A 22,653-nucleotide genomic window follows, 5' to 3' on the forward strand; every position below is an offset into this window, starting at 1 on the left:
TGGGTTACTTCGCGCCGCCCAACACCCAGGCGGCCAGCGCCTTGGTATCGGCCTCGCTCAATGCGGGCTGGCCGGGCATCGGCACCGCGCCCCACTTGCCGCTGCTGCCCTTCTGGATGCTGGCCGTGAGCACGGCCAATGCATCGGCCTGGCCCGCGTATTTCTTCGACACGTCGATGTAGGCCGGGCCCACGAGCTTCTTGTCGATCGCGTGGCAGGCCAGGCAGGCGTTCTTCTGGGCGAGTTCCTTGCTGGCATGAACCTGGGACGAGAGCAGCAATGCAGCGGCTGAGACTGCCACGGCGAGCGACGGCGACAACTTCAATTCGGTCTCCTCGAAACGCGTGCAGGAGCTGCCGGTTTCATCGTTAAATAAGCAAATCGTTATGTATTGATTTTAGGAGTGATCGCGCACAAGGGAAGCCCTTCATGCTTGGGGGAAACCCGCTCGGTTTCGTCATGCATAACGCCGGCTTCATGAGCCTCGCGTTGCGGCGCGCGCCTGCTGCAAACGTGCTTCGAGGTACGCGCCATAGAAGTCCGATGCGCCGCCGGCCAGGCGCTCGGCAACCTCGCGGCCGTTGCGCCCGAAGAAGAGCACCGTCGGTGCAACGCTGATGTGCCATGACTTGATGAGTGCATCGTGCGTGCGCGGCGTGCCGTCGAAGTCGCGCACGATGCGCTGGTCGCGAAAGTCGATCTGCACCACCGGCAGGCCCGTTGCATGCTCAGGCACGAGATAGTTTTCGCGCACGACCTTGCAGAAGGGGCAGCCCTGCAGGCTCACCATGACGACCAGCGGCTGCGACTTCGCGAGCGCCATCGCAAGTGACTCGGCCAGCGAAGCCGGCGCGGGCAGTTCAACCTCTGCGGCACCAACCATCGGCGCAACGCACAGCACGGCGAGGCTCGCAACGAGTTGGCGGCGCGTGGTGTCGCCGCGGCTCATCGCGCCTCCTGTTCCATCAGCAGATAGGTGTTGTAGGCGTTCATGCGGTTGGCGACCTTGAACAGCGGCAGCGACTCGAAGCGCGACCAATCGGTCGCGGCATAGGCTTCGTCGAACGGCGTCATGTCGGTCGCGGCCTTCTTCATCGCGGCGCGAAGAAAGACGAGGTAGTCGCGCGTCTGCTGCAGGTCTTTCTTCGGTTCATCGGAGGCCGGCCCGTGGCCCGGCACGATGGTGCGGGCGTCGAGCGCCAGCAGCGCGTCGAGCGATGCGATCCAGTGGCGGCTGTCGGCCGTGCCCACGTACGGAATGCGGTTGCGGAACACGATGTCGCCCGCGAACAGCACTTTCTGCTGCGGCAGGTAGATGGCCAGGTCTTCGGGCGTGTGGGCCGGGCCCGCCGGCTGGATGACGAAGCGCGTGCCGCCGATGGTCATCTCGGTGGGGCCGTCGAGCCACACATCGGCGGGCACGAGCCGCGTCTTGTCGTCGATCCACGGCGCGATGTCCTTGCGCGAGGCTTCGAGCCGCAGGCGCGCCGTGTCCGAATTGAGGTACGCCTTGCCAAGCGTGTGCGCGATCACCTGCGCGCCCAGCGCCTTGAACACCTGCAGGCCGTAGACGTGGTCCGCGTGGTAGTGCGTGAGGATCACGTGGCTGATCGGCTTGGGGGTGATCTTGCGGATCTGTGCCATCACGCGCTCGGCCACGGCGGGCGAGCCCAGCGCGTCGATCATCACCACGCTGTCGCGCGTGACGACGAAGCCGGCGTTGGAGATGAAGTTCTGGTTCTCGGTGGAGCCCAGCGCCGAGATGCCCTGCACGTAGTAGACATCGGGCGCCACGTTCACCGGCTGGATGTCCGGCACGGCAAGCGCATTCGCGGTGGCGAGCGAAGCGGCCGCCAGCAGCAGCGCTTTCGCAGCCTGCCTGCATCGAAGAAAAACCGGGACCATCGTGTGTTGTCTCCTGCCGGGCCTGCGGGCTTGCCCGGCTGTACATATAAGCAGAAGATGATATTTTGCGAACAACGACAACATCCAGAGGGTTTCCCCATGAGACACGCATTCATCGCCTTCCTGCTCGCCTTGGTCGCTCCGTTCGCGGGCGCGCAGGAGGTCAAGGTGGTCTATCACGTCAACACCGGCATCGAGACCAGCGCGGCGGTGCTCGCCAACATCACCAACCATCTCAATGCCGACCCGAAGGTGAAGATCGTGGTTGTGACGCACGGCCCCGGCATCGACTTTCTTCTGACGGATGCGAAAGACAGCAAGGGCCGCGAGTTCAGCGGCCCGGTGAGTGCGTTGGCCGCGCGCGGCGTGGAGTTCAAGGTGTGCAACAACACATTGACCACGCGCAACATCGACCCGGGCAAGCTGCTGATGGAAACCAAGGTCGTGCCCTCGGGCGTGGCCGAGGTCGCGCGGCTGCAGGCCAAGGAAGGCTACGTCTACCTGAAGCCCTGAGGCTGCGGTCGGCGCTTCTGGCAAAGCGCCTGGCGGCGAGCGCCGCCGACTACTCCTGCTCGATGGCGATCTGCACGCAGATGCTGCGGCACAGCGCCACCACGGTCTCGTTCGCGATGCTGTAGTAGATGCTCACGCCTTCGCGGCGTCGCGCCAGCACGCCCGCCTGGTAGAGCGTGTTCAGGTGCTGCGACATGTTGGGCTGCGTGGTGTCGATCTCGGCCAGCAGTTCGCTGACGTTCTTCTCGCCGTTGCACAGCTGGCTCACGATCTTCAGCCGCATCGGCGCGGCCATGGCCCGGAACAGGTCCGCGGCAATGTCGAAGACCTCGTCCTCGGTGATGGCCGTGGACTTCTTGCGGGGTTTGGTGGCCATGCTGAAAAGGTTCATGAGCAGGCCGCAATGTACATCGGGCCTGTGCCACGGGCGATGCACGGCCCGTGCGTGGTGTCTTTTTGCGGCTGTGTGTCACAAGCCGGCAGGCCCGGCCGTCTCTTGGTCAGCGGGATTCCCCCGTCCAACCACCAGGAGAACTCAGCATGCACAGCATTCAAGGGATAGCCCTCGCCTATCGCGGGCATTGCCACGTCTTTCTCGACAGCCTTTCGCACCGATTTAATAATCAAAGCACTTTCTTTGATAAAACGCCGGAGTGCGCATGAACAAACAATCAAGGGCCTGGCTCGGGGCCGGTCTCGCAGCAGTGGTCGTGGGAGGCGCGGGCTACGCGCTCACGGCAAAGTCCAAACCCGCCGACAGCCATGACGGCAGGCCGCCGTCCAAGGTCGCGGTGGCCATCGCGAAGCCTACGGAGATGGCGCGCTTTCTCAGCGGCATCGGCACGCTCGAAGCCAACCGGCAGGTCGAGGTGCCGGCCGAAGTGGAAGGCCGGATCGCCAAGATCCTGTTCACGCCCGGCGGCCAGGTGCATGCCGGGCAATTGCTCGTGCAGCTCAACGACGCGCCCGAGCAGGGCGACATCGAGCGCCTGACCGCGCAGCGCGCGAACGCCAAGGCCTTGCTCGACCGCACGCGCCGGTTGGTGCCGCAGCAGGCGGCCACGCAGGAGCAGCTCGAACAGGCGCAGGCCGCCTTCGACCAGGCCAGCGGCGACCTGCGGCGGGTGCAGGCACTGGTCGAGCAGAAGCGCATCAAGGCACCGTTCGATGGCGTGCTCGGCATCCGCAAGGTCAACCTCGGCCAGTTCGTGCGGGCCGGCGATGCGCTGGTGTCGCTCACCGATGCCCGCACGCTGTTCGCGAACCTCACGCTGCCCGAAACTGCGCTGCCGGTCCTCAAGCGCCAGCAGGCCGTCTCATTGACGGTCGATGCCTATCCGGGCCGCGTGTTCCAGGCCAAGCTCAGCACCATCGAGCCGCAGATCGGCAGCGACACGCGCACCGTGCGCCTGCAGGCCACGGTCGACAACGCCGATGGCGCGCTCACGCCCGGCATGTTCGTCAACGGCCGCGTCGCGCTGCCGGCACGCACCGACGCGATCACCGTGCCCGAAACAGCCATCACCTACAGCACGCACGGCGACTCGGTCTTCGTGGTGCGCCCCGGCGACAAGGGCGGCTTCACGGCGCAGCAGGTGTTCGTGAAGGCCGGCGACCGGCAGGACGGGTTGGTCGTCATCGAGCAAGGCCTGAAGGCCGGCGAGAAGGTCGTCACCTCGGGCCAGCTGCGCCTGTACAGCGGCGCCGCCGTGGCACCGGGCGAGAAAGACACGCTCGCCCTGCAGGAGCCCCGGTCATGAAGTTCACCGACCTCTTCGTGCGCCGGCCCGTGCTGGCGCTGGTGGTCAGCACGCTGATCCTGCTGCTCGGCGCCCGCGCGCTGGGCGACCTGCCGGTGCGGCAATACCCGCTGACCGAGAGCACCACGCTCACCATCACCACGCAGTACCCCGGCGCCTCGCCGGAGCTGATGCAGGGCTTCGTCACGCAGCCGATCGCGCAGGCGGTGGCGACCATCGAGAACGTCGATTACCTCTCGTCGTCTTCCACGCTCGGCCGCAGCGTCATCAGCGTGCGCATGAAGCTCAACGCCGACGCCAACCAGGCGCTCACGCAGGCGATGGCCCAGGTCAGCCAGGTCAAGTACCGGCTGCCGGCCGAGGCCTTCGATCCGGTGATCCTCAAGTCGTCAGGCGAGGCCACCGCCGTGGCCTACGTCGGTTTCTCGAGCAAGACGATGCCGGTGCCGGCGCTCACCGATTACCTCTCGCGCGTGGTGCAACCGCAGTTCGCGTCCATTCCCGGCGTGTCGGGCGTGGAAGTGTCGGGCGGCCAGACGCTGGCGATGCGCGTGTGGCTCGACCCCAACCGCATGGCCGCGCGCGGCATCTCGGCGGGCGAGCTGGCCGACGCGCTGCGGCAGAACAACGTGCAGGCCGCGCCGGGGCAGGTGAAGGGCCTGTACGTGGTGTCGAACATCCGCGTCAACACCGACCTGGTGAGCGTGGCGGAGTTCCGCGACATGGTCGTCAAGCGCAACGGCGACGCCATCGTGCGCCTGGGCGACGTGGCCACCGTCGAGCTGGGCGCGGCCAGCGCCGACAGCAGCGCGACGATGGACGGCGACAAGGCCATCTACCTGGGCCTGCAGGCAGCGCCCAACGGCAACCCGCTGGTGATCGTGAAGCGCATCCGCGACCTGCTGCCGGGCATCAAGCAGAACCTGCCGCCGGGCGTGGACGTGCAACTGCCCTTCGAGCTGGCGCGCTTCATCGAGGCCTCGATCGACGAAGTGCAGAAGACGCTGCTCGAGGCCATCGCCATCGTGGTGGTGGTGATCTTCCTGTGCCTGGGCTCGATGCGCGCGGTGCTCATTCCGGTGGTGACGATTCCGCTGTCGATGCTGGGCGCGGCGGCATTGATGCTGCTCTTCGGCTTCAGCATCAACCTGCTGACCTTGCTGGCGATGGTGCTGGCCATCGGGCTGGTGGTGGACGATGCCATCGTGGTGGTGGAGAACGTGCACCGCCACATCGAGGAAGGCAAGTCGCGCGTGCAGGCCGCATTGATCGGCGCGCGCGAAGTGGCCGGCCCGGTGATCGCGATGACGCTCACGCTGGCCGCGGTGTATGCGCCCATCGGCCTCATGGGCGGCCTCACGGGGTCGCTGTTCAAGGAGTTCGCCTTCACGCTTGCGGGCGCGGTGGTGGTGTCGGGTGTGATCGCGCTCACGCTGTCGCCGGTGATGGCTTCCTTCCTGTTGCCGCAGGACGCCAGCGCGGGCCGCGTGGCCCGCATTGCCGAAGCCTTCTTCCACAAGCTCGCCACCGCTTACGGCCGGCTGCTCGACGTGTCGCTGCATCACCGCTGGGTGACGGGCCTGCTGGCGGCGGCGGTGCTGGTGAGCCTGCCCTTTCTGTACAACGCCGCACAGCGCGAGTTGGCGCCCGGTGAAGACCAGGCGATGGTGCTGACCGTCATCAAGTCGCCGCAGCACGCCAACATCGACTACGTCGAGAAGTTCGGCAAGAAGTGGGACGAAGTGCTCGCCGCGCTGCCCGAGAACACCGGCCGCTGGCTCATCAACGGCTCGGACGGTGTGTCGAACAGCATCGGCGGCGTGCAGCTGTCGGACTGGAAAGACCGCAAGCGCAGCGCCGACCAGATCCAGGGCGAGGTGCAGGGCGGCATGAACGAGGTCGAGGGCAGCAGCGTCTTCGCGTTCCAGTTGCCCTCGCTGCCGGGCTCGACCGGCGGGCTGCCGGTGCAGATGGTGATCCGCAGCGCGGGCGACCACCGCACCGTGTTCGAGGCCATGGAGGCGCTGAAGAAGGCAGCGCGCGAGAGCGGCAAGTTCGCCGTGGTCGACAGCGACCTGGAGTTCAACAACCCGGTGACCGAAGTGCGCGTGGACCGCGCCAAGGCCAACAGCATGGGCGTGACCATGAAGGCCATCGGCGACACGCTGGCGGTGCTGGTGGGCGAGAACTACGTCAACCGCTTCGGCATGGACGGCCGCTCGTACGACGTGATTCCGCAATCGCCGCGCGACCTGCGCCTGTCGGCCGAGGCGCTCTCGCGCTACTTCGTGAAGAGCGCGAGCGGCGAGCCAGTGCCGCTGGCCAACCTGGTGTCGCTGTCGACCAGCGTCGGGCCGAACAAGCTCACGCAGTTCAACCAGCTCAACGCCGCAACCTTCCAGGCCATTCCGATGCCGGGCGTGACCATGGGCGACGCGGTGGCCTTCCTGAGCGGCGAAGCGAAGAAGCTGCCGGCCGGCTTCAGCTTCGACTGGCAATCGGATGCGCGGCAGTTCACGCAGGAGGGCTCGGCGCTGGTGATGGCCTTCGTGTTCGCGATCGTGGTGATCTACCTGGTGCTGGCCGCGCAGTACGAAAGCCTGCGCGACCCGTTGATCATCCTGATCAGCGTGCCGATGTCGATCTGCGGCGCGCTGGTGCCGCTGGCCATGGGCTTCGCCACCATCAACATCTACACGCAGATCGGGCTGGTGACGTTGATCGGGCTCATCAGCAAGCACGGCATCCTGATGGTGGAGTTTGCCAACGAAATCCAGGAGCGCGACAACCTGGCACGCCGCCCCGCCATCGAGCAGGCCGCGCGCATCCGGCTGCGCCCGATCCTGATGACCACCGCCGCGATGGTGGTGGGCCTGGTGCCGCTGCTGTTCGCCAGTGGCGCGGGCGCGGCGAGCCGCTTCAGCATCGGCCTGGTGATCGTGGTCGGCATGCTGGTGGGCACGCTGTTCACGCTGTTCGTGCTGCCCACCATGTACACGCTGCTGGCGCGCGACCACCGCACGGTGGGCCGCTCGCAGCGCGCCACCGAACTCGATGCGCTCGCGGCGCGCGAACCGGCCAGCGAACCGGCCGGCGACCCCGCCTGACACCGAAGGAGCACGACCATGAACACAAGACTCTTTTCATACACCGCGCCCTTCGCGTTGAGCCTGCTGGTGCTGGCAGGTTGCGCCGTCGGGCCGACCTACACGGCGCCGGCGGATGCACCGGTGGCCATCTCCGCGCCCGAGCAGTCGCTGTTCGCCAACGACGCGGTGCAGCGCGACTGGTGGCACCAGCTCGACGATGCGCAGCTCGATGCGCTGATCGAGCGCGCGCTTGGCAACAACCACGACATCCGCATCGCGCAGGCCCGCTTGCTGGAAGCCCGCGCCACGCAGACCGAAGCCGAGCTTGACCGCCTGCCCGTCGTGACGGCGAGCGCGAGCAAGACGCGCAGCATCGCGCAGGGCAACAACGGCGCCCAACCCGATGTGCGGTCGCTGGCACAGAGCAGCCGCGCGGGCTTCGATGCCTCGTGGGAGATCGACCTGTTCGGCCGCCTGCAGCGGCTCGACGAAGCGGCCACGGCGCGCGCCCAGGCCTCGGCGGCCGACCTCGAACAGGTGCGCATCGTGGCCGTGGCCGAGCTGGCCCGCAACTACTACGAGATGCGCGGCGCCGAGCAGCGCATCGCCGTGACGCGCCGCACGCTCGACAGCCTGCGCCAGAGCCTGCGCGTGACCGAGGCGCAGGTGCAGACCGGCCGTGGCCTCGAAGGCGACCTGGCGAGCGCGCAGGCCAACCTCGCGACCACCGAAAGCCAGCTGCCCGCGCTCGAGACCACGCGCCGCCAGTCGGCCTACCGCGTGGCCGTGCTGGCGGGCCTGCGCCCGGCCGAGCTGGAGCCCATGCTGCGGCCGCAACCCCTGCACGTGCTCGACAAGCGCCTGCCCATCGGCGACCTGAACGACCTGCTGCGGCGCCGGCCCGATGTGCTGCGCGCCGAGCGCGGCCTTGCGGCCAGCACGGCCGACGTGGGCGCCACCACGGCCGAGCTGTATCCGCGGTTCGACATCGGCGGCTTCCTGGGCTTCATCGCGCTGCGGGGTTCCGACCTCGGCAGCTCGTCGAGCCGCGCCTTCAGCGTGACGCCCGGCGTGAACTGGCCCGCGCTGCGGCTGGGCTCGGTCAAGGCCCGCGTGCGCGGTGCCGAGGCCCGTGCCGAAGGCGACCGCGCGCTCTACGAGCAGACGGTGCTGCGCGCCATCGAGGACGTGGAAGGCGCGCTCACCGGCTACGGCCAGAACCAGTTGCGCCTGCAGCGGCTGGTGGAAGCCGCGGCCCGCAGCGGCCGCGCCGCCGAACTGGCCGAGGTGCGCTACCGCGAAGGCGCCGCACCCTACCTGAGCGTGCTCGACGCGCAGCGCACCCTGCTGCGCGCGCAAGACGCAGTGGCCGAAGCCGAGACCGCCTCGTACACCAGCCTCGTGGCGCTCTACAAGGCGCTGGGCGGCGGGTGGCAAGCACCTTCGGATGGGAGGGGAGGTCCAACCACCTGACAATGACGCCGATCAGCCCCGACTTTCTCCACGATTGAACCCGCCCATGTCCGCCCCAGATGCCAAGCCCACCTGGATGCCGCACCAGCCGGCAGACCGCATCCTTTCCACGCTCAAGACCCGCGGCGCGCTCGGCATTCCCGATATCGCCAAGGTGCTGAACGTGACGGTGGAAGCGGTGCGCCAGCAGATGGCCAAGCTGGAGGCCGACAAGCTGGTGGACGCCGAAAGCCGCGCCAGCGGGCGCGGCCGGCCCACGCAGATCTGGCGGCTCACCGGCGAGGGCCACAAGCGCTTTCCCGACACGCATGCCGAGATGACGGTGCAGATGATCAGCGCCGTCATCAGCGTGTTCGGCCAGAAGGGCATGGACCAGCTCATCGGCGCGCGCGAGAACACCATGCGCGCCAATTACACGGAGGCCATGCGCGGTGCGCGCAGCCTCAAGACGCGGCTGGAGCGCCTTGCCGAGATCCGCAGCCGCGAGGGCTACATGGCCGAGTTCCGGCCCGAGGGCGACGGCTTTCTCTTCATCGAGAACCATTGCCCCATCTGCACCGCGGCGCAGGCCTGCACAGGTTTCTGCCGCAGCGAGCTGCAACTCTTCGACGAAGTGCTGGGGCCCGACGTGAGCGTCAGCCGCGTCGAACACGTGCTGGCGGGCGCACGGCGCTGCGCCTACCAGGTCACCCCGAAAACAGGCGCCACACCACAAGCCTGAAGCGATTTTTCTTTATCCATAACCAACCACAAGGACCCACCATGGAACACAAGCTCCCTCCCCTGCCCTACGCCCTCGACGCGCTGGCACCCGAGTACTCGCAAGAGACGCTGGAGTACCACTACGGCAAGCACCACAACGCCTACGTCGTGAACCTGAACAACCTGCAAAAGGGCACCGAGTTCGAAGCCCTGACGCTGGAAGAGATCATCAAGAAGGCCAGCGGTGGCATCTACAACAACGCCGCGCAAATCTGGAACCACACCTTCTTCTGGAACTGCATGAAGCCGCAAGGCGGCGGCGCGCCCACCGGCGCACTGGCCAAGGCCATCGATGCCAAGTGGGGCACTTTTGACGCCTTCAAGGAAGCGTTCGTGAAGTCGGCCGTGGGCAACTTCGGTTCGGGCTGGACCTGGCTGGTGAAGAAGCCCGACGGTTCGGTGGACATCGTGAACACCGGCGCCGCCGGCACGCCGCTGACCACCGCCGACACCGCACTGCTGACCGTCGACGTCTGGGAGCACGCCTACTACATCGACTACCGCAACCTGCGCCCGAAGTTCGTCGAGACCTTCCTGGCCAAGCTGGTCAACTGGGACTTCGTCGCCAAGAACTTCGGCTGATCGACGACAGCCGCATGGCGGCAATGCCTCAGGCGTTGATGAGGTTGAGGATGTTGCCGTCCGGGTCCTTGAACCACGCGACCTTCATGTCGCCCATGACATGCAGGTCGCCTTCGAGCGTGGTGTCGGGCAGGGTGTAGTGCTCGAAGCGGACGCCTTTGGCCTTCAGCGCATCGACGATGCGCCCGATGTCGGCGCCGACCGACCAGGTCACGGCCGTGGCCTGGTTGGTGCCGGCGAAGGCCGAGCGGTACACGTTCACGACGGTGCTGCCGCAGCGATAGACGATCACCTCCTCGCCGTGCGCGCCGACCTGCGCCAGGCCCAGCGCGTCTTCGTAGAAGCGGCGGGCCGCGGCGAGGTCTTTCACCGCGAGGGTGGCCACCGCATTGATGTTTCCGAGCATGGGCGTCTCCTGTGAAATCAATGACACGCCATGTTCGGCGCAAGCAGGCGTCTGTCAAGCCACGAAGGGAAACAGCCACCGCGAGCCGATACGAGCCCCATCGCGAATGAAGAAATCCGCCCTGCGCGGCTTCCGGCACACTGCACCGCTGGTGCAGTGAAGGCAATGGCTGTAACCCCGAATCGCCCCGACAAAGAGACAACACCCATGATCCGCAGACACTTCGGCCAGTTGGCCATCGCGCTGGCGCTCCCGCTGGCTTTCTTCTCGACCGCCGCGCAAGCGCAGTCCTACCCCGCCAAGCCGATCCGCATGGTCGTGCCCTTCCCGCCCGGCGGCGGCACCGACATCCTGGCGCGCCTGGTCGCCCAGAAGCTCACCGAGGCGAACCACTGGACCGTGGTGCCCGACAACCGCAGCGGTGCCGGCGGCACCATCGGCATCGCCGAGGCCGCGCGCGCCGCGCCCACGGGCTACGACATCGTGATGGGCCAGAAAGACAACATGGTCGTCGCGCCCTGGCTCTACAAGAACCTGAGCTACAACCCGGTGAAGGACCTCACGGCCGTGGCCCACGTGGCCTACACGCCGGTGGTGATCGTCACGCAGGCCAACTCCAGGTTCAAGACGCTCGACGACGTGGTGAAGGCCGCGCGCGCCGCGCCCGACACCGTCACCTACGGCTCGCCCGGCAACGGCACCACCATCCACCTGGCCGGCGAGATCTTCAACGGCGCCGCCAAGATCAAGATGCGCCACGTGCCCTACAAGGGCTCCAACGCGGCCATGATGGACGTGCTCGCGGGCAACGTCGACCTGATGGTGTCGTCGGTGCCGTCGGCCATGGCGCAGATCAAGTCGGGCAAGCTGCGCCCGCTGGCCGTGACCTCGATCAAGCGCAGCACCTCGCTGCCCGACACGCCCACCGTGGCCGAGCTGGGCTACAAGGGCTTCGACGTGAGCACCTGGTACGGCATCTTCGTGCCGACCGGCACGCCGAAGGACGTGGTCGCCACGCTCAACGCCCAGATCAACAAGCTGCTGGCCACGCCCGAGATGAAGGCGGCCATCATCGCCCAGGGCGCGGAGCCCGAGAGCATGACGCCGGAGCAGTTCGGCGCGCTGCTGAAGACCGACTACGAGAAGTGGAAGGGCATCGTGCAAGCCTCGGGCGCGACCATCGAATAAACCGGCGCACCGCAGAATGGTGTCTCCAGGACAAGCCGCGACGACGGCATGGAGACACCGATGGTTCCTTCGCTTTCACTGAAGACAGCCGCCCTGGCGGCGGTTGTCGCTCTCGTCCAGGGTTGCGCGCAGACGCCTGCGCAGAAACCCTCCGACGCAACCGTCGCCGCCCACGTCGCGGCGGCCACGCAGGCCGCGGGCACCGACCTCGGCCCCCTGCTCTCGCTGTGCAAGCCCGCCCCCGCCACGCGGCCGCCGCAGGAGGAACTCGACAAGGGCCTTCCCCTGCTCATCAACAAGCCGGCACCGCCGGCCACCCGGGCCTTCGACAACCTGTACTTCGTGGGCGCCGACTGGGTGAGCGCCTGGGCCATCAAGACCTCGGACGGCATCATCCTCATCGATGCGCTCAACAACCAGGTGGAAGCGGCCGCGCTGATCGAGGGCGGCATGCGCAAGCTGGGCCTCGACCCGGCGCAGATCAAGTACGTGATCGTCACGCACGGCCACGGCGACCACTACGGCGGCGCGCCCTACCTGGCACAAAAGTACCGCGCGCGCGTGGTCATGAGCGATGCCGACTGGACGATGACCGAGACCCGGCTGGAGTTCGCCACGCCGGTCTGGGGCGCGCCGCCCAGGCGCGACATCTCGGTGAAGGACGGCGACCGCGTCACCCTGGGCGACACCACCGTCACGCTGTACCTGACGCCGGGCCACACCATGGGCACGCTCTCGCCGGTGTTCGACGTGAGCGAGAACGGCAGGAAGCACCGCGCCATGCTCTGGGGCGGCACGGGCTTCAACTTCGGCAAGGACGTGCCGCGGCTGGACAGCTACATCGCGTCCACGCGGCGCATGGACGCGGTGGCCAGAGCGCAAGGCATCGACGTACTGCTGTCGAACCACTCGAACGTCGACAGCTCGCAAGCCAAGATGGCGGCGCTGCGGCAGCAGCCGGCGGGTGCGGCGAACCCGTTCGTGATGGGCACGCCGACGGTGGAGCGGGCGTTGAGCGTGATGGGGGAATGTGCGCAGGCGCAGCGCGACAGGTTTGCGATGCAGTGAGCGATGCTGCGTTGCTCCTTCCCCCTCTGGGGGAAGGTTGGGATGGGGGCAAGCGGCGCTGGTTGCGCCGACAGCATTTGATACGCCGCCTGCCCCCACCCCTGCCCTCCCCCAGCGGGGGAGGGAGAAATACCGAAGGACGGGCTCAGTCCGGCACGAACTTCGCGTTGAAGATCGCCACGTCCGCCGCATCCTCGAACGTCGCCACCTGCCCCATCTTTCCGTCGCTCATCCGGCACGCCGAGAACAGGCTGTAGCGGCCCTTGAAGTAGAACTCGTCCATCACGATCAACGCGTACGGGTAGGGCACGAAGACCTGGTGCGCGAAGACGATGCGGTGCACGTTCCTCGGCGACGGAAAGAGCTTGTATTCGAGGGTGTCGATCGACTTGGCAGTGGCCATGGTGTGCTCGCTTGTTTTCTTCTCTTCCGCGCTCAGGTCGGGTCGCGCACGTCGGCCACGGGGTTGCTGCCGAAGTCTTCGCGCGCCAGGTACTTCAGCACCTTGGCCGCCGCGGAGGTGGGGCTGTCGAGGCGCCCCTCTTCCTTCATGCTCACGAAGCGCGTGCGGTCCGGAAACTTCTCGGCCGACGCGCCGCGCAGTTGCACCTGCATGTCGGTGTCGATGATGCCGGGCGCGAGCGACACGATGCGCGCGCCGTTCGGAGCGCCGGCCTCTTCGAGCGCCACGGCCTGCGAGAAACGGTCCATGCCTGCCTTGGCCGCGCAGTAAGGCGCCTGGCTGCCCATGGCGTTGCGGCCCAGGCCCGACGAGACGTTCAGCACCTTGCGCGCGCCGCGCCATCCGCGGGTCGCGCCCAGGAAGGCGGCGGTCAGCAGCATCGGCGCTTCGAGGCCGATGCGCAGGGCCAGCGACAGCTCGGCTTCGACGGCGCTCGACAGCGGCGCGGGGTTGCCCACGGTGCCGGCGTTGTTGATGAGGGTCACGCTGTCGAAGCGCTGCGCATCGATGGCCTTGAGCCATACCGACACGCGGGCCGATGCGGCCACCGGGTCGGACAGGTCCTGCTCCCATTGCGTGAGTTCGGCGCCGGCGGCCTTGGCGATCTCTGCCAGTTGCGGGTCTTGCTTGCGCGAAATGCCGAGCACCGTGTGGCCGGCCTGCAGCAGCTGTTCGGCCATGGCACGGCCCAGGCCGCGCGAGGCGCCGGTGATCAGGGTGAGGTGGGAAGAAGCAGCGGTCATCGGAAAACTCTTTCTTGAACGAAGGCGGTAAGGGTAAATGGAATGAGGCGACCGGGCACGTCGGCATGCGCGCCGACCGGCGCCGGGTTCACTTGAACTGCTTGCGCAGGAAGTTGCGGTGCCGTGCGATGTGCTGCAGCTGCGCCGGTGCGACGCTGCCGCCAAGATCGACCTCGTCCGCGCCATTGAGCACCGCGTTGGCATTGGCCATGGCACGCGCGACGACCTCTTGCTCGCTCACGCCGAGCTGCGCCGCGAGGTCGAATGCCACGCGCCGCATGGCGCGCTGCGACAGCATCCACATCGCGCCGAAGCGGTCCCACGCGAGCGCCGCCTCTTCGGCCTTCTCGCGGTCGGCCAGGATCTCATGGAGCGGCTTGGCCAGGATGGCGTCGAGCGCATCGATCTTCTCGGTCAGCGCCTCGTTGCGCGCGATGGCTTCCTCGAGCGTCGGGCCAGCGTCATCGGTCTTCGGCTTGGGCGCCTCGGGCGGCGGAATGAAGCCCGCCTCGGCGTTGGCGGGCACGATCTGTAGCTGGTCGGTGAGGCTCATGATTTTTCGGTTTCCGGTGCGGGGTTCTTCTTGCTCGACATCGCGCTCACGCGCAGGCCAGGCAGGTCGAGCACGCGCAGCCCACCGTACTCCACGCGGATCAACCCCTGCGCCGACAGGCCGTTGAGCGCCTCGTTCACGCGCTGGCGCGACAGGCCCACCAGATACGCCAGCTCCTGCTGCGTGATGCGCAGCACCTCGCCCACGCCGGGGTACAGCACCGGGTTGAACAGCGACACCAGGTTGCGCGCCACGCGCGCGTCGGGGTTGTTGAGCCGGTCGATCTCCAGCGCGGCGATGAACTGGCCGAGCCGCTCGTTGAGCTGGTTCATCACGAAGCGGTTGAAGCCGATGGAATGGTCGAGCAGCCAGTGGAAGCTCTCGGTCGGCAGGCCCGCGATCAGGCTGCGCCGCAGCGCCTGGATGTTGTAGCGGTAGGGCTCGCGCTTCATCACAGTGCCTTCGCCGAACCAGCCGCCGGGCGGAACGCCGGTGTAGGTGACGGAGCCGCCGTCGGCGCTGTCGTTGCTCATCTTGAGCAGGCCTTCGACCACGCCGAACCAGTAGGTGGGCGAGCGGCCGACGCGGCAGACCAGGTCGCCGGGCTCGGCCTCGCCGACCACCAGCGTGGCCTCGGCGCGGCGCCGCTCGGCGGGCGTGAGCGTGGGCAGCCAGGGAATGCCGTCGAGCTCTGCGGCATTGGCGGGACGCACGCGGTCCTTGATCGAACCGCCGAGCACGCTGCGAGAACCGCCATGGGAAAGATTGCCGTGAGGCATCGGGAAACTCCGGGGAGTAGTGTCCCTAGGATTGTCGTTGGAACGACAACCGGGCGTCAAAGTGAGACCTACGATCCGCCCACTGTGCAAACAACCGCCCCCACCTTCCCCCGTCTGCTGCTCGCGCATGCCGAGGCCCGTCCCGAGGCACCCGCCGTGCGCGAGAAAGACCTTGGCATCTGGCAAACCTGGACCTGGAACGCCGTGGCGCAAGAGGTGCGCGAAATGGCCTGCGGTCTGGCGAGCCTGGGTTTCAAGCCTTTCGACAACCTCGCCATCGTGGGTGCCAACCGGCCGCACCTGTACATGGCGGTGATCGCGGCGCAGAGCTTGCGCGGCGTGCCGGTGCCGCTCTACCAGGACGCGGTGGCCAGCGAGATGGTCTTCATGCTGCAGGACGCGGGCATCGAGTTCGTGATCGTCGAAGACCAGGAGCAGGTCGACAAGCTGCTCGAATGCCGCGAGCTCCAGAAAGACAAGCAGCCAAGCATTCGCCACATCATCTACGACGACCCCAAGGGCCTGCGCCACTACGACCAGCCGGGGCTGATGAGCTACGAGCAGCTGCGCGAACTGGGCCGCGCCTTCGACAAGTCCAACGTGGGCTACTACGACCGTGCGGTGGCGAGCGGCGAAGCCACCGACGTCGGCGTGATCCTCTACACCTCGGGCACCACCGGCCGCCCCAAGGGCGTGTGCCAGACGCATGCGAGCTTCATCGCGGCGGGCCGCGGCGGCGTGGAAACCGACAAGCTCGGCCCCGGCGACAACATCATGAGCTACCTGCCGATGGCGTGGGTGGGCGACCATTTGTTCTCGGTGGCGCAATGGCTGGTGGGCGGCTTCACGCTCAACTGCCCCGAGTCGAGCGAGACGGTGATGAACGACATGCGCGAGATCGGCCCGAGCTATTACTTCGGCCCGCCGCGCACCTTCGAAGGCCTGCTCACGGCTGTGTCGATCCGCATGGAAGACGCGGCCGCGCCCAAGCGCTGGCTGTATGCGAAGTTCATGGCGCTGGCGCAGCGCGTGGGCGCCGACATCCTCAACGGCGCGCCGGTGGGCACCGGCGACCGGCTGATGTACGCGCTGGGCAACCTGCTGATCTACGGGCCGCTGCGCAACGTGCTGGGCATGAGCCGCATCCGCGTGGCCTACACGGCGGGCGCGGCCATCGGGCCCGACCTGTTCCGCTTCTATCGCTCCATCGGCGTGAACCTCAAGCAGTTCTACGGCCAGACCGAGACCTGCGCCTACGTGTGCCTGCAGCAGGACGGCAAGGTCAAGCTGCAGACGGTCGGCACCGCCGCACCCGGCATCGAACTCAAGATCGCCGAAGACGGCGAGGTGCTGGTGCGCGGCGTCTCGGTGCTCAAGGAGTACTACAAGCGCCCCGACGCCACGGCCGAGGTGCTCGATGCCAACGGCTACTTTCACACCGGCGACGCGGGCGTGCTCGACAGCGAAGGGCACCTGCGCATCATCGACCGCGCGAAGGACGTGGGCCGCCTCGTGAGCGGCGCGATCTTTGCGCCGAACTACATCGAGAACAAGCTCAAGTTCTTTCCGCAGATCAAGGAAGCCGTGTGCTTCGGCAACGGGCGCGACGAGGTGTGCGCGGCCGTCAACATCGACTTCGAGGCGGTGGGCAACTGGGCCGAGCGGCGCGGCCTGGCCTACGGCGGCTATGTCGACCTGGCCGGCAAGCCCGACGTGCTCGCGCTGGTGGCCGAGTGCATTGCCAAGGTCAACGCCGACCTTGCCGGCGAAGACGGCATGGGCGAGACGCAGATCGCGCGCTTCCTGGTGCTGCACAAGGAGCTGGACCCCGACGACGACGAGCTGACCCGCACGCGCAAGGTGCGGCGCGGCTTCATCGCCGAGAAATACGCGGTGCTGGTCAATGCCCTGTATGGCGGCAAGACCGAGCAGTACATCGAGACCCAGGTCAAGTTCGAGGACGGACGCACGGGCGTGGTGAGTGCCACGCTGAAGATCGTCGAAGCCAAGACCTTCCCCATCGTGAAGGCAGCGGCATGAGCGCGCGTAAAACCGGCGACGTCATCCTCGACGTGCAGAACATCTCTTTGAGCTTCGGCGGCGTGAAGGCGCTGACGGACATCAGCTTCAACGTGCGCGAGCACGAGGTGCGCGCCATCATCGGGCCGAACGGCGCGGGCAAGAGCTCGATGCTGAACTGCATCAACGGCGTGTACTGGCCGCAGCAGGGCTCCATCACCTTCCGCGGCCAGACCTTCAAGCACATGAACTCGCGCCAGGTGGCCGAGATGGGCGTGGCACGCACCTTCCAGAACCTGGCGCTGTTCAAGGGCATGAGCGTGCTCGACAACATCATGACGGGGCGCAACCTCAAGATGAAGAGCGGGCTGCTGGCGCAGGCCTTCCGCTGGGGCCCGGCAGAGCGCGAGGAGCTGCAGCACCGCGAGTTCGTCGAGCACATCATCGACTTTCTCGAGATCCAGGCGCACCGCAAGACGCCCGTGGGCCGCCTGCCCTACGGCCTGCAAAAGCGCGTGGACCTCGGCCGCGCGCTTGCGATGGAGCCGCAGGTGCTGCTGCTCGATGAGCCCATGGCCGGCATGAACGTGGAAGAGAAGCAGGACATGAGCCGCTTCATCCTCGACGTGAACGACGAGTTCGGCGCGACCATCGTCTTGATCGAGCACGACATGGGCGTGGTGATGGACATCTCGGACCGCGTGGTGGTGCTGGACTACGGCAAGAAGATCGGGGATGGGACGCCGGATGAAGTGCGGAACAACGAAGACGTGATCCGGGCGTATCTGGGTGTGGAGCACTGACGCCATGCCCCACCTCGCCCTGAAGCACCGCTCCTTCCCCCTCTGGGGGAAGGCTGGGATGGGGGCACGCAGAGCGCCCGATGGATGCGCCGCTTGCCCCCACCCCAACCCTCCCCCAGCGGGGGAGGGAGAAAAACAAGAAAGACACTGACCATGGGCTTTTTCCTGGAAACCCTCTTCGGCGGCCTCATGGTCGGCATGCTCTATTCGCTGATCGCCATCGGCTTCGTGCTGATCTACAAGGCTTCCGGCGTCTTCAACTTCGCGCAGGGCGCGATGGTGCTTTTCGCTGCGCTCGCCATGGCGCGTTTTGCCGAGTGGTTCCCGCTGTGGTTCGGCTTCCAGAGCCAGATCCTCGCCAACATCCTGGCCTTCGTCGCGGCCATGGCCGTGATGATCGTCGTCGCCTGGCTGATCGAGCGGCTCGCACTCAGCAAGCTGGTGAACCAGGAAGGCATCACGCTGCTGATGGCCACGCTGGGCATTGCCTACTTTCTCGACGGCCTGGGCCAGACGCTGTTCGGCAACGACATCTACAAGATCGACGTGGGCATGCCCAAGGAGCCGCTGATGGTGCTGCAGGGCACCTTCGACGGCGGCCTGCTGCTGAGCCAGGAAGACCTGGTTGCCGCACTGGTGGCGGCCGCGCTGGTGGTGGTGCTCGCGATCTTCTTCCAGAAGACCGCCACGGGCCGTGCCCTGCGCGCGGTGGCCGACGACCACCAGGCCGCGCAGTCGATCGGCATTCCGCTGTCGCGCATCTGGGTGATCGTGTGGTCGGTGGCCGGTTTCTCGGCGCTGGTGGCCGGGATCATCTGGGGGTCGAAGCTGGGTGTGCAGTTCTCGCTCTCGCTGGTGGCGTTGAAGGCACTGCCGGTGGTGATCCTCGGCGGGCTTACGTCGATACCGGGCGCGATCATCGGCGGCCTGTTGATCGGCGTGGGCGAGAAGTTGTCCGAAATCTATCTCGGCCCCATGCTCGGTGGCGGCATCGAGATCTGGTTTGCCTATGTTCTTGCACTGGTCTTCCTGCTCGTGCGGCCCCAAGGGCTGTTCGGCGAAAAGATCATCGATCGGGTCTGAACGCGATGTTCTACAGAGAAAACGGCCAGTTCAAGTCGAGCTACAGGGCCGACCAACAGATCCTGCCCATCGCGCAGGACCGCATCGCGATGCTGGTGCTGCTGCTCGTGGCCTTCATCGTGGTGCCGCTGGGTGTGTCCGACTACTGGATGCGCGCCATCCTCACGCCCTTCCTGATTCTTTCGCTCGCGGCCCTCGGCCTGAACATCCTCGTCGGCTACTGCGGCCAGATCTCGCTGGGCACCGGCGCCTTCATGGCCGTAGGCGCGTACGCAGCCTACAACTTTCAGGTGCGCATCGACGGCATGCCGCTCATCGCCTCGCTGCTGCTGGGCGGCCTGTGCGCGACGGTGATCGGCGTGCTGTTCGGCATTCCGAGCCTGCGCATCAAGGGGCTGTACCTCGCGGTGGCAACACTCGCGGCGCAGTTCTTCACCGACTGGGCGTTCCTGCGCATCCAGTGGTTCACCAACAACTCGTCGTCGGGTTCGGTGAGCGTGGCGGGGCTCAACGTGTTCGGCGTGCCGATCGAGTCGCCGGTGCAGAAGTACCTGTTCTGCCTGATCTTCGTGGTGGTGTTCGCGCTGCTCGCCAAGAACCTCGTGCGCAGCGCCATCGGCCGCGAGTGGATGGCCATGCGCGACATGGACGTGGCGGCCGCGGTGATCGGCATTCGCCCGGTGTACGCCAAGCTCACGGCCTTTGCGGTGAGCAGCTTCATCGTCGGCGTGGCCGGCGCGCTGTGGGGCTTCATTCACCTGGGTGCGTGGGAGCCGGCGGCCTTCAGCATCGACCGCTCGTTCCAGTTGCTGTTCATGGTGATCATCGGCGGGCTCGGCTCGATCATGGGCAGTTTCTTCGGCGCCGCCTTCATCGTGCTGCTGCCGCTGTTCTTGAACCAGTTGCCTGCGTGGCTGGGCTTCTCGATTTCCACCGCGCTGGCCTCGCACCTGGAGACCATGATCTTCGGCGCGCTGATCGTGTTCTTTTTGATCGTCGAGCCGCATGGCCTTGCGCGGCTGTGGTCCACGGCCAAGGAGAAGCTGCGCCTTTGGCCCTTCCCGCATTGATTCGTTTCCAGAGTTCCCGTTCGTTCGTTCGCAAAAAACCCGGCACCGAGGTGCCCACATAAGGAGACAGGCATGAAACTGAAATCGCTCGCTCTGACCGCCGCCCTGGTGGCCAGCACTCTCGGCGCCATGCTCGCGCCATCGCTCGCGCAGGCACAGGCCAAGGAGCAGTTCTTCCCGCTGCTGGTGTACCGCACCGGCCCCTACGCGCCCAACGGCACGCCCTGGGCCAACGGCAAGCAGGACTACCTGAAGCTGGTGAATGCGCAAGGCGGCATCAACGGCGTGAAGGTCACCTTTGAAGAATGCGAAACCGGCTACGCCACCGACAAGGGTGTCGAATGCTATGAGCGCCTGAAGGGCCGCCCCGGTGTTGCGCTGTTCGACCCGCAGGCCACCGGCATCACCTTCGCGCTGACCGACAAGGTGCTCACCGACAAGATCCCGCTGGTCACGCTGGGCTATGGCCTTGCGGCCTCGCAAGATGGTGGCGTGTTCAAGTGGAACTTCCCGCTGATGGGCTCCTACTGGACCGCGGCCGACATCCTGATCCAGCACCTGGGCAAGAAGGAAGGCGGCATGGACAAGCTCAAGGGCAAGAAGATCGCCCTCGTCTACCACGACTCGCCGTTCGGCAAGGAGCCGATCCCGCTGCTGCAGGAGCGCGCCAAGATGCACGGCTTCGACCTGTCGCTGATTCCGGTGACGGCGCCGGGCGTCGAGCAGAAGTCGGCCTGGCTGCAGGTGCGCCAGCAGCGTCCAGATTTCGTGCTGCTGTGGGGCTGGGGCGTGATGAACTCCACCGCGCTCAAGGAAGCCGTGGCCACCGGCTACCCGCGCGAGAAGATGTACGGCGTGTGGTGGGCCGGCGCGGAGCCCGACGTGAAGGACGTGGGTGCCAATGCCAAGGGCTACAACGCGCTCGCGCTGAACGGCTCCGGCCCCGACAACAAGGTGATCCAGGACATCATCAAGCAGGTGCACGACAAGGGCCAGGGCACCGGTCCGAAGGAAGAAGTGGGCTCGGTGCTGTACACGCGCGGCACGATCATCTCGATGCTCGGCGTCGAGGCAGTGCGGCGCGCGCAGGAGCGCTTCGGCAAGGGCAAGGTCATGACCGGCGAGCAGGTGCGCTGGGGCCTTGAGAACCTGGCGCTCGACCAGAAGAAGCTCGACGCGCTCGGCTTCGCCGGCGTGATGCGTCCGGTGAGCACCTCGTGCCAGGACCACATCGGCTCGACCTGGGCACGCATGGAAACCTGGGACGGCGCCAAGTGGAACATCGCGCCCGAGTGGTACCAGGCCGACGACCAGATCATCAAGCCGATGGCCAAGGCCGCGGCTGACAAGTACGCGACCGAGAAGAAGCTGACGCGCCGCGACGCAGCGGATTGCCAGTCTTGATGCACTGACCGAGTTCCGTGGCGGCTCGCAAGAGCCGCCATTCGACAGCGCGACGCCTTGCCGCGTTGTCGAATGCTTCGGACCACACCATGAGCGAACCCAACATCCTCCTCAACGTCAACGGCATCGAGGTCATCTACAACCACGTGATCCTCGTGCTCAAGGGCGTGTCGCTCACCGTGCCCGAGGGCGGCATCGTGGCGCTGCTCGGCGGCAACGGCGCGGGCAAGACGACCACGCTGCGCGCCGTGAGCAACCTGCTCGCGGGCGAACGCGGCGCCGTGACCAAGGGCACCATCGAGCTGCGCGGCGAACGCATCGAGGCGCTGTCGCCGGCCGAGCTGGTCAAGCGCGGGCTGATCCAGGTGATGGAAGGCCGCCACTGCTTTGCCCACCTGACGATCGAAGAGAACCTGATGACCGGCGCCTACACGCGCACCGATGGCAAGGCCGCCGTGCAGCAGACGCTGGACAAGGTCTACGCCTACTTCCCGCGCCTGAAGACGCGGCGCGCCTCGCAGGCCGCCTACACATCGGGCGGCGAACAGCAGATGTGCGCCATCGGCCGCGCGCTGATGGCCAACCCGACGATGGTGCTGCTCGACGAACCCTCGATGGGTCTCGCGCCGCAGATCGTCGAAGAGGTGTTCGAGATCGTGAAAGACCTCAACACCAAGGAACGCGTGACCTTCCTGCTGGCCGAGCAGAACACCAACATGGCGCTGCGCTACGCCGACTACGGCTACATCCTGGAGAACGGGCGCATCGTGATGGACGGCGAAGCGAAGAGCCTGCGCGAGAACGAGGACGTGAAGGAGTTCTACCTCGGCGTCGGCGGTGCGGACCGCAAGAGCTTTCGCGATGTGAAGAGCTACAAGCGGCGCAAGAGGTGGCTGGCTTGAAGGTGCATGCGGGGTGCAGGTTGATCGGCGAACACGACGACAGCGCTTTTTGTGCGCAGGGCATCGGGTGCTCCCCGCAGCGAAATGA

Annotated in this window: 24 protein-coding genes; 15 read left to right on the plus strand and 9 right to left on the minus strand. The window is 66.6% G+C overall.

The window, feature by feature from the left end; genetic code table 11:
• Positions 1 to 4 precede the first annotated feature (4 nt).
• The 3 genes from ACGLHS_RS19980 to ACGLHS_RS19990 all read right to left on the minus strand — a co-directional run bounded on the left by ACGLHS_RS19980 (position 5) and on the right by ACGLHS_RS19990 (position 1,905).
• The gene (locus tag ACGLHS_RS19980; RefSeq protein WP_394483514.1) at positions 5 to 301 is read right to left on the minus strand and encodes a c-type cytochrome; all 297 of its coding nucleotides are present in this window, start codon (positions 299 to 301) and stop codon (positions 5 to 7) included.
• A 174-nt stretch (positions 302 to 475) separates the two neighbouring features.
• Positions 476 to 949 carry a hypothetical protein gene (locus ACGLHS_RS19985; protein ID WP_394482552.1) on the minus strand — a complete coding sequence of 158 codons (474 nt, stop codon included), beginning with the start codon at positions 947 to 949 and terminating at the stop codon, positions 476 to 478.
• Entirely contained in the window at positions 946 to 1,905 is a 960-nt protein-coding gene (locus ACGLHS_RS19990) for an MBL fold metallo-hydrolase (RefSeq protein WP_394482554.1), read from the minus strand. Before ACGLHS_RS19990 ends, ACGLHS_RS19985 begins: the two co-directional genes overlap by 4 nt.
• Positions 1,906 to 2,004: 99 nt before the next feature.
• On the opposite strand from ACGLHS_RS19990, the gene ACGLHS_RS19995 reads away from it, so the two are divergent.
• Entirely contained in the window at positions 2,005 to 2,418 is a 414-nt protein-coding gene (locus ACGLHS_RS19995) for a DsrE family protein (protein ID WP_093243116.1), read from the plus strand.
• Positions 2,419 to 2,467: 49 nt separating this feature from the next.
• On the opposite strand, the gene ACGLHS_RS20000 is transcribed toward ACGLHS_RS19995, so the two are convergent.
• Complete coding sequence (locus ACGLHS_RS20000; protein ID WP_093243475.1) at positions 2,468 to 2,794, minus strand: metalloregulator ArsR/SmtB family transcription factor; 327 nt, start codon at positions 2,792 to 2,794, stop codon at positions 2,468 to 2,470.
• A gap of 164 nt (positions 2,795 to 2,958) precedes the next feature.
• Here ACGLHS_RS20000 and ACGLHS_RS20005 point away from each other — a divergent pair, with 164 nt between their 5' ends.
• Genes ACGLHS_RS20005 through ACGLHS_RS20030 form a run of 6 tightly spaced genes read left to right on the plus strand, consistent with a single transcriptional unit; the run spans position 2,959 to position 10,084 of the window.
• The gene (locus tag ACGLHS_RS20005) at positions 2,959 to 3,081 is read left to right on the plus strand and encodes a hypothetical protein (RefSeq protein ID WP_394482557.1); all 123 of its coding nucleotides are present in this window, start codon (positions 2,959 to 2,961) and stop codon (positions 3,079 to 3,081) included.
• The gene (locus ACGLHS_RS20010) at positions 3,078 to 4,178 is read left to right on the plus strand and encodes an efflux RND transporter periplasmic adaptor subunit (RefSeq protein WP_394482559.1); all 1,101 of its coding nucleotides are present in this window, start codon (positions 3,078 to 3,080) and stop codon (positions 4,176 to 4,178) included. Before ACGLHS_RS20005 ends, ACGLHS_RS20010 begins: the two co-directional genes overlap by 4 nt.
• A complete protein-coding gene (locus ACGLHS_RS20015) occupies positions 4,175 to 7,285 on the plus strand; it encodes a MexW/MexI family multidrug efflux RND transporter permease subunit (protein WP_394482562.1) in 3,111 nt (1,036 codons plus the stop codon). Before ACGLHS_RS20010 ends, ACGLHS_RS20015 begins: the two co-directional genes overlap by 4 nt.
• 18 nt (positions 7,286 to 7,303) lie before the next feature.
• Positions 7,304 to 8,740 (plus strand): efflux transporter outer membrane subunit, encoded by a 1,437-nt coding sequence (locus ACGLHS_RS20020; protein ID WP_394482564.1) that lies wholly within the window; start codon positions 7,304 to 7,306, stop codon positions 8,738 to 8,740.
• A 46-nt stretch (positions 8,741 to 8,786) separates the two neighbouring features.
• Positions 8,787 to 9,461 carry a helix-turn-helix transcriptional regulator gene (locus tag ACGLHS_RS20025; protein WP_394482567.1) on the plus strand — a complete coding sequence of 225 codons (675 nt, stop codon included), beginning with the start codon at positions 8,787 to 8,789 and terminating at the stop codon, positions 9,459 to 9,461.
• Between the two features lie 41 nt (positions 9,462 to 9,502).
• On the plus strand, positions 9,503 to 10,084 hold the full coding sequence (locus tag ACGLHS_RS20030; RefSeq protein WP_394482570.1) for a superoxide dismutase: 582 nt from the start codon (positions 9,503 to 9,505) through the stop codon (positions 10,082 to 10,084).
• 28 nt (positions 10,085 to 10,112) lie between these two features.
• Here ACGLHS_RS20030 and ACGLHS_RS20035 read toward each other — a convergent pair whose 3' ends face one another.
• The gene (locus tag ACGLHS_RS20035) at positions 10,113 to 10,490 is read right to left on the minus strand and encodes a VOC family protein (protein WP_093243104.1); all 378 of its coding nucleotides are present in this window, start codon (positions 10,488 to 10,490) and stop codon (positions 10,113 to 10,115) included.
• Between the two features lie 207 nt (positions 10,491 to 10,697).
• Between ACGLHS_RS20035 and ACGLHS_RS20040 the strand changes: the two genes are divergently transcribed.
• Positions 10,698 to 11,678, plus strand: coding sequence for a tripartite tricarboxylate transporter substrate binding protein (locus ACGLHS_RS20040; RefSeq protein ID WP_093243102.1), 981 nt, complete (start codon positions 10,698 to 10,700; stop codon positions 11,676 to 11,678).
• Positions 11,679 to 11,738: 60 nt separating this feature from the next.
• The gene (locus ACGLHS_RS20045) at positions 11,739 to 12,746 is read left to right on the plus strand and encodes an MBL fold metallo-hydrolase (RefSeq protein WP_394482574.1); all 1,008 of its coding nucleotides are present in this window, start codon (positions 11,739 to 11,741) and stop codon (positions 12,744 to 12,746) included.
• A 145-nt stretch (positions 12,747 to 12,891) separates the two neighbouring features.
• Here ACGLHS_RS20045 and ACGLHS_RS20050 read toward each other — a convergent pair whose 3' ends face one another.
• The 4 genes from ACGLHS_RS20050 to ACGLHS_RS20065 form a co-directional block, all read right to left on the minus strand.
• A complete protein-coding gene (locus ACGLHS_RS20050; RefSeq protein WP_093243098.1) occupies positions 12,892 to 13,149 on the minus strand; it encodes a hypothetical protein in 258 nt (85 codons plus the stop codon).
• A 32-nt stretch (positions 13,150 to 13,181) separates the two neighbouring features.
• Complete coding sequence (locus tag ACGLHS_RS20055; protein WP_394482576.1) at positions 13,182 to 13,952, minus strand: SDR family NAD(P)-dependent oxidoreductase; 771 nt, start codon at positions 13,950 to 13,952, stop codon at positions 13,182 to 13,184.
• Between the two features lie 88 nt (positions 13,953 to 14,040).
• On the minus strand, positions 14,041 to 14,505 hold the full coding sequence (locus tag ACGLHS_RS20060) for a hypothetical protein (protein ID WP_394482580.1): 465 nt from the start codon (positions 14,503 to 14,505) through the stop codon (positions 14,041 to 14,043).
• A complete protein-coding gene (locus tag ACGLHS_RS20065) occupies positions 14,502 to 15,284 on the minus strand; it encodes a Crp/Fnr family transcriptional regulator (RefSeq protein WP_394482583.1) in 783 nt (260 codons plus the stop codon). The genes ACGLHS_RS20060 and ACGLHS_RS20065 overlap by 4 nt, the downstream gene beginning before the upstream one ends.
• A gap of 84 nt (positions 15,285 to 15,368) precedes the next feature.
• On the opposite strand from ACGLHS_RS20065, the gene ACGLHS_RS20070 reads away from it, so the two are divergent.
• The 6 genes from ACGLHS_RS20070 to ACGLHS_RS20095 all read left to right on the plus strand — a co-directional run bounded on the left by ACGLHS_RS20070 (position 15,369) and on the right by ACGLHS_RS20095 (position 22,565).
• Positions 15,369 to 17,324, plus strand: a complete 1,956-nt coding sequence (locus ACGLHS_RS20070) for an AMP-dependent synthetase/ligase (protein ID WP_394482586.1) — start codon at positions 15,369 to 15,371, stop codon at positions 17,322 to 17,324.
• The gene (locus ACGLHS_RS20075; RefSeq protein ID WP_093243088.1) at positions 17,321 to 18,106 is read left to right on the plus strand and encodes an ABC transporter ATP-binding protein; all 786 of its coding nucleotides are present in this window, start codon (positions 17,321 to 17,323) and stop codon (positions 18,104 to 18,106) included. Before ACGLHS_RS20070 ends, ACGLHS_RS20075 begins: the two co-directional genes overlap by 4 nt.
• Before the next feature lie 153 nt (positions 18,107 to 18,259).
• Entirely contained in the window at positions 18,260 to 19,189 is a 930-nt protein-coding gene (locus ACGLHS_RS20080; protein ID WP_093243085.1) for a branched-chain amino acid ABC transporter permease, read from the plus strand.
• Positions 19,190 to 19,194: 5 nt separating this feature from the next.
• Entirely contained in the window at positions 19,195 to 20,259 is a 1,065-nt protein-coding gene (locus ACGLHS_RS20085) for a branched-chain amino acid ABC transporter permease (RefSeq protein WP_013544061.1), read from the plus strand.
• 72 nt (positions 20,260 to 20,331) lie between these two features.
• Positions 20,332 to 21,663: an ABC transporter substrate-binding protein gene (locus ACGLHS_RS20090; protein WP_394482592.1), complete on the plus strand. Its 1,332-nt coding sequence runs from the start codon at positions 20,332 to 20,334 to the stop codon at positions 21,661 to 21,663.
• A gap of 89 nt (positions 21,664 to 21,752) precedes the next feature.
• Positions 21,753 to 22,565 (plus strand): ABC transporter ATP-binding protein, encoded by an 813-nt coding sequence (locus tag ACGLHS_RS20095; RefSeq protein WP_093243473.1) that lies wholly within the window; start codon positions 21,753 to 21,755, stop codon positions 22,563 to 22,565.
• Positions 22,566 to 22,653: the final 88 nt, after the last annotated feature.

The sequence above is a fragment of the Variovorax sp. VaC1 genome (genome assembly GCF_043658315.1).
GTDB lineage: Bacteria > Pseudomonadota > Gammaproteobacteria > Burkholderiales > Burkholderiaceae_C > Variovorax.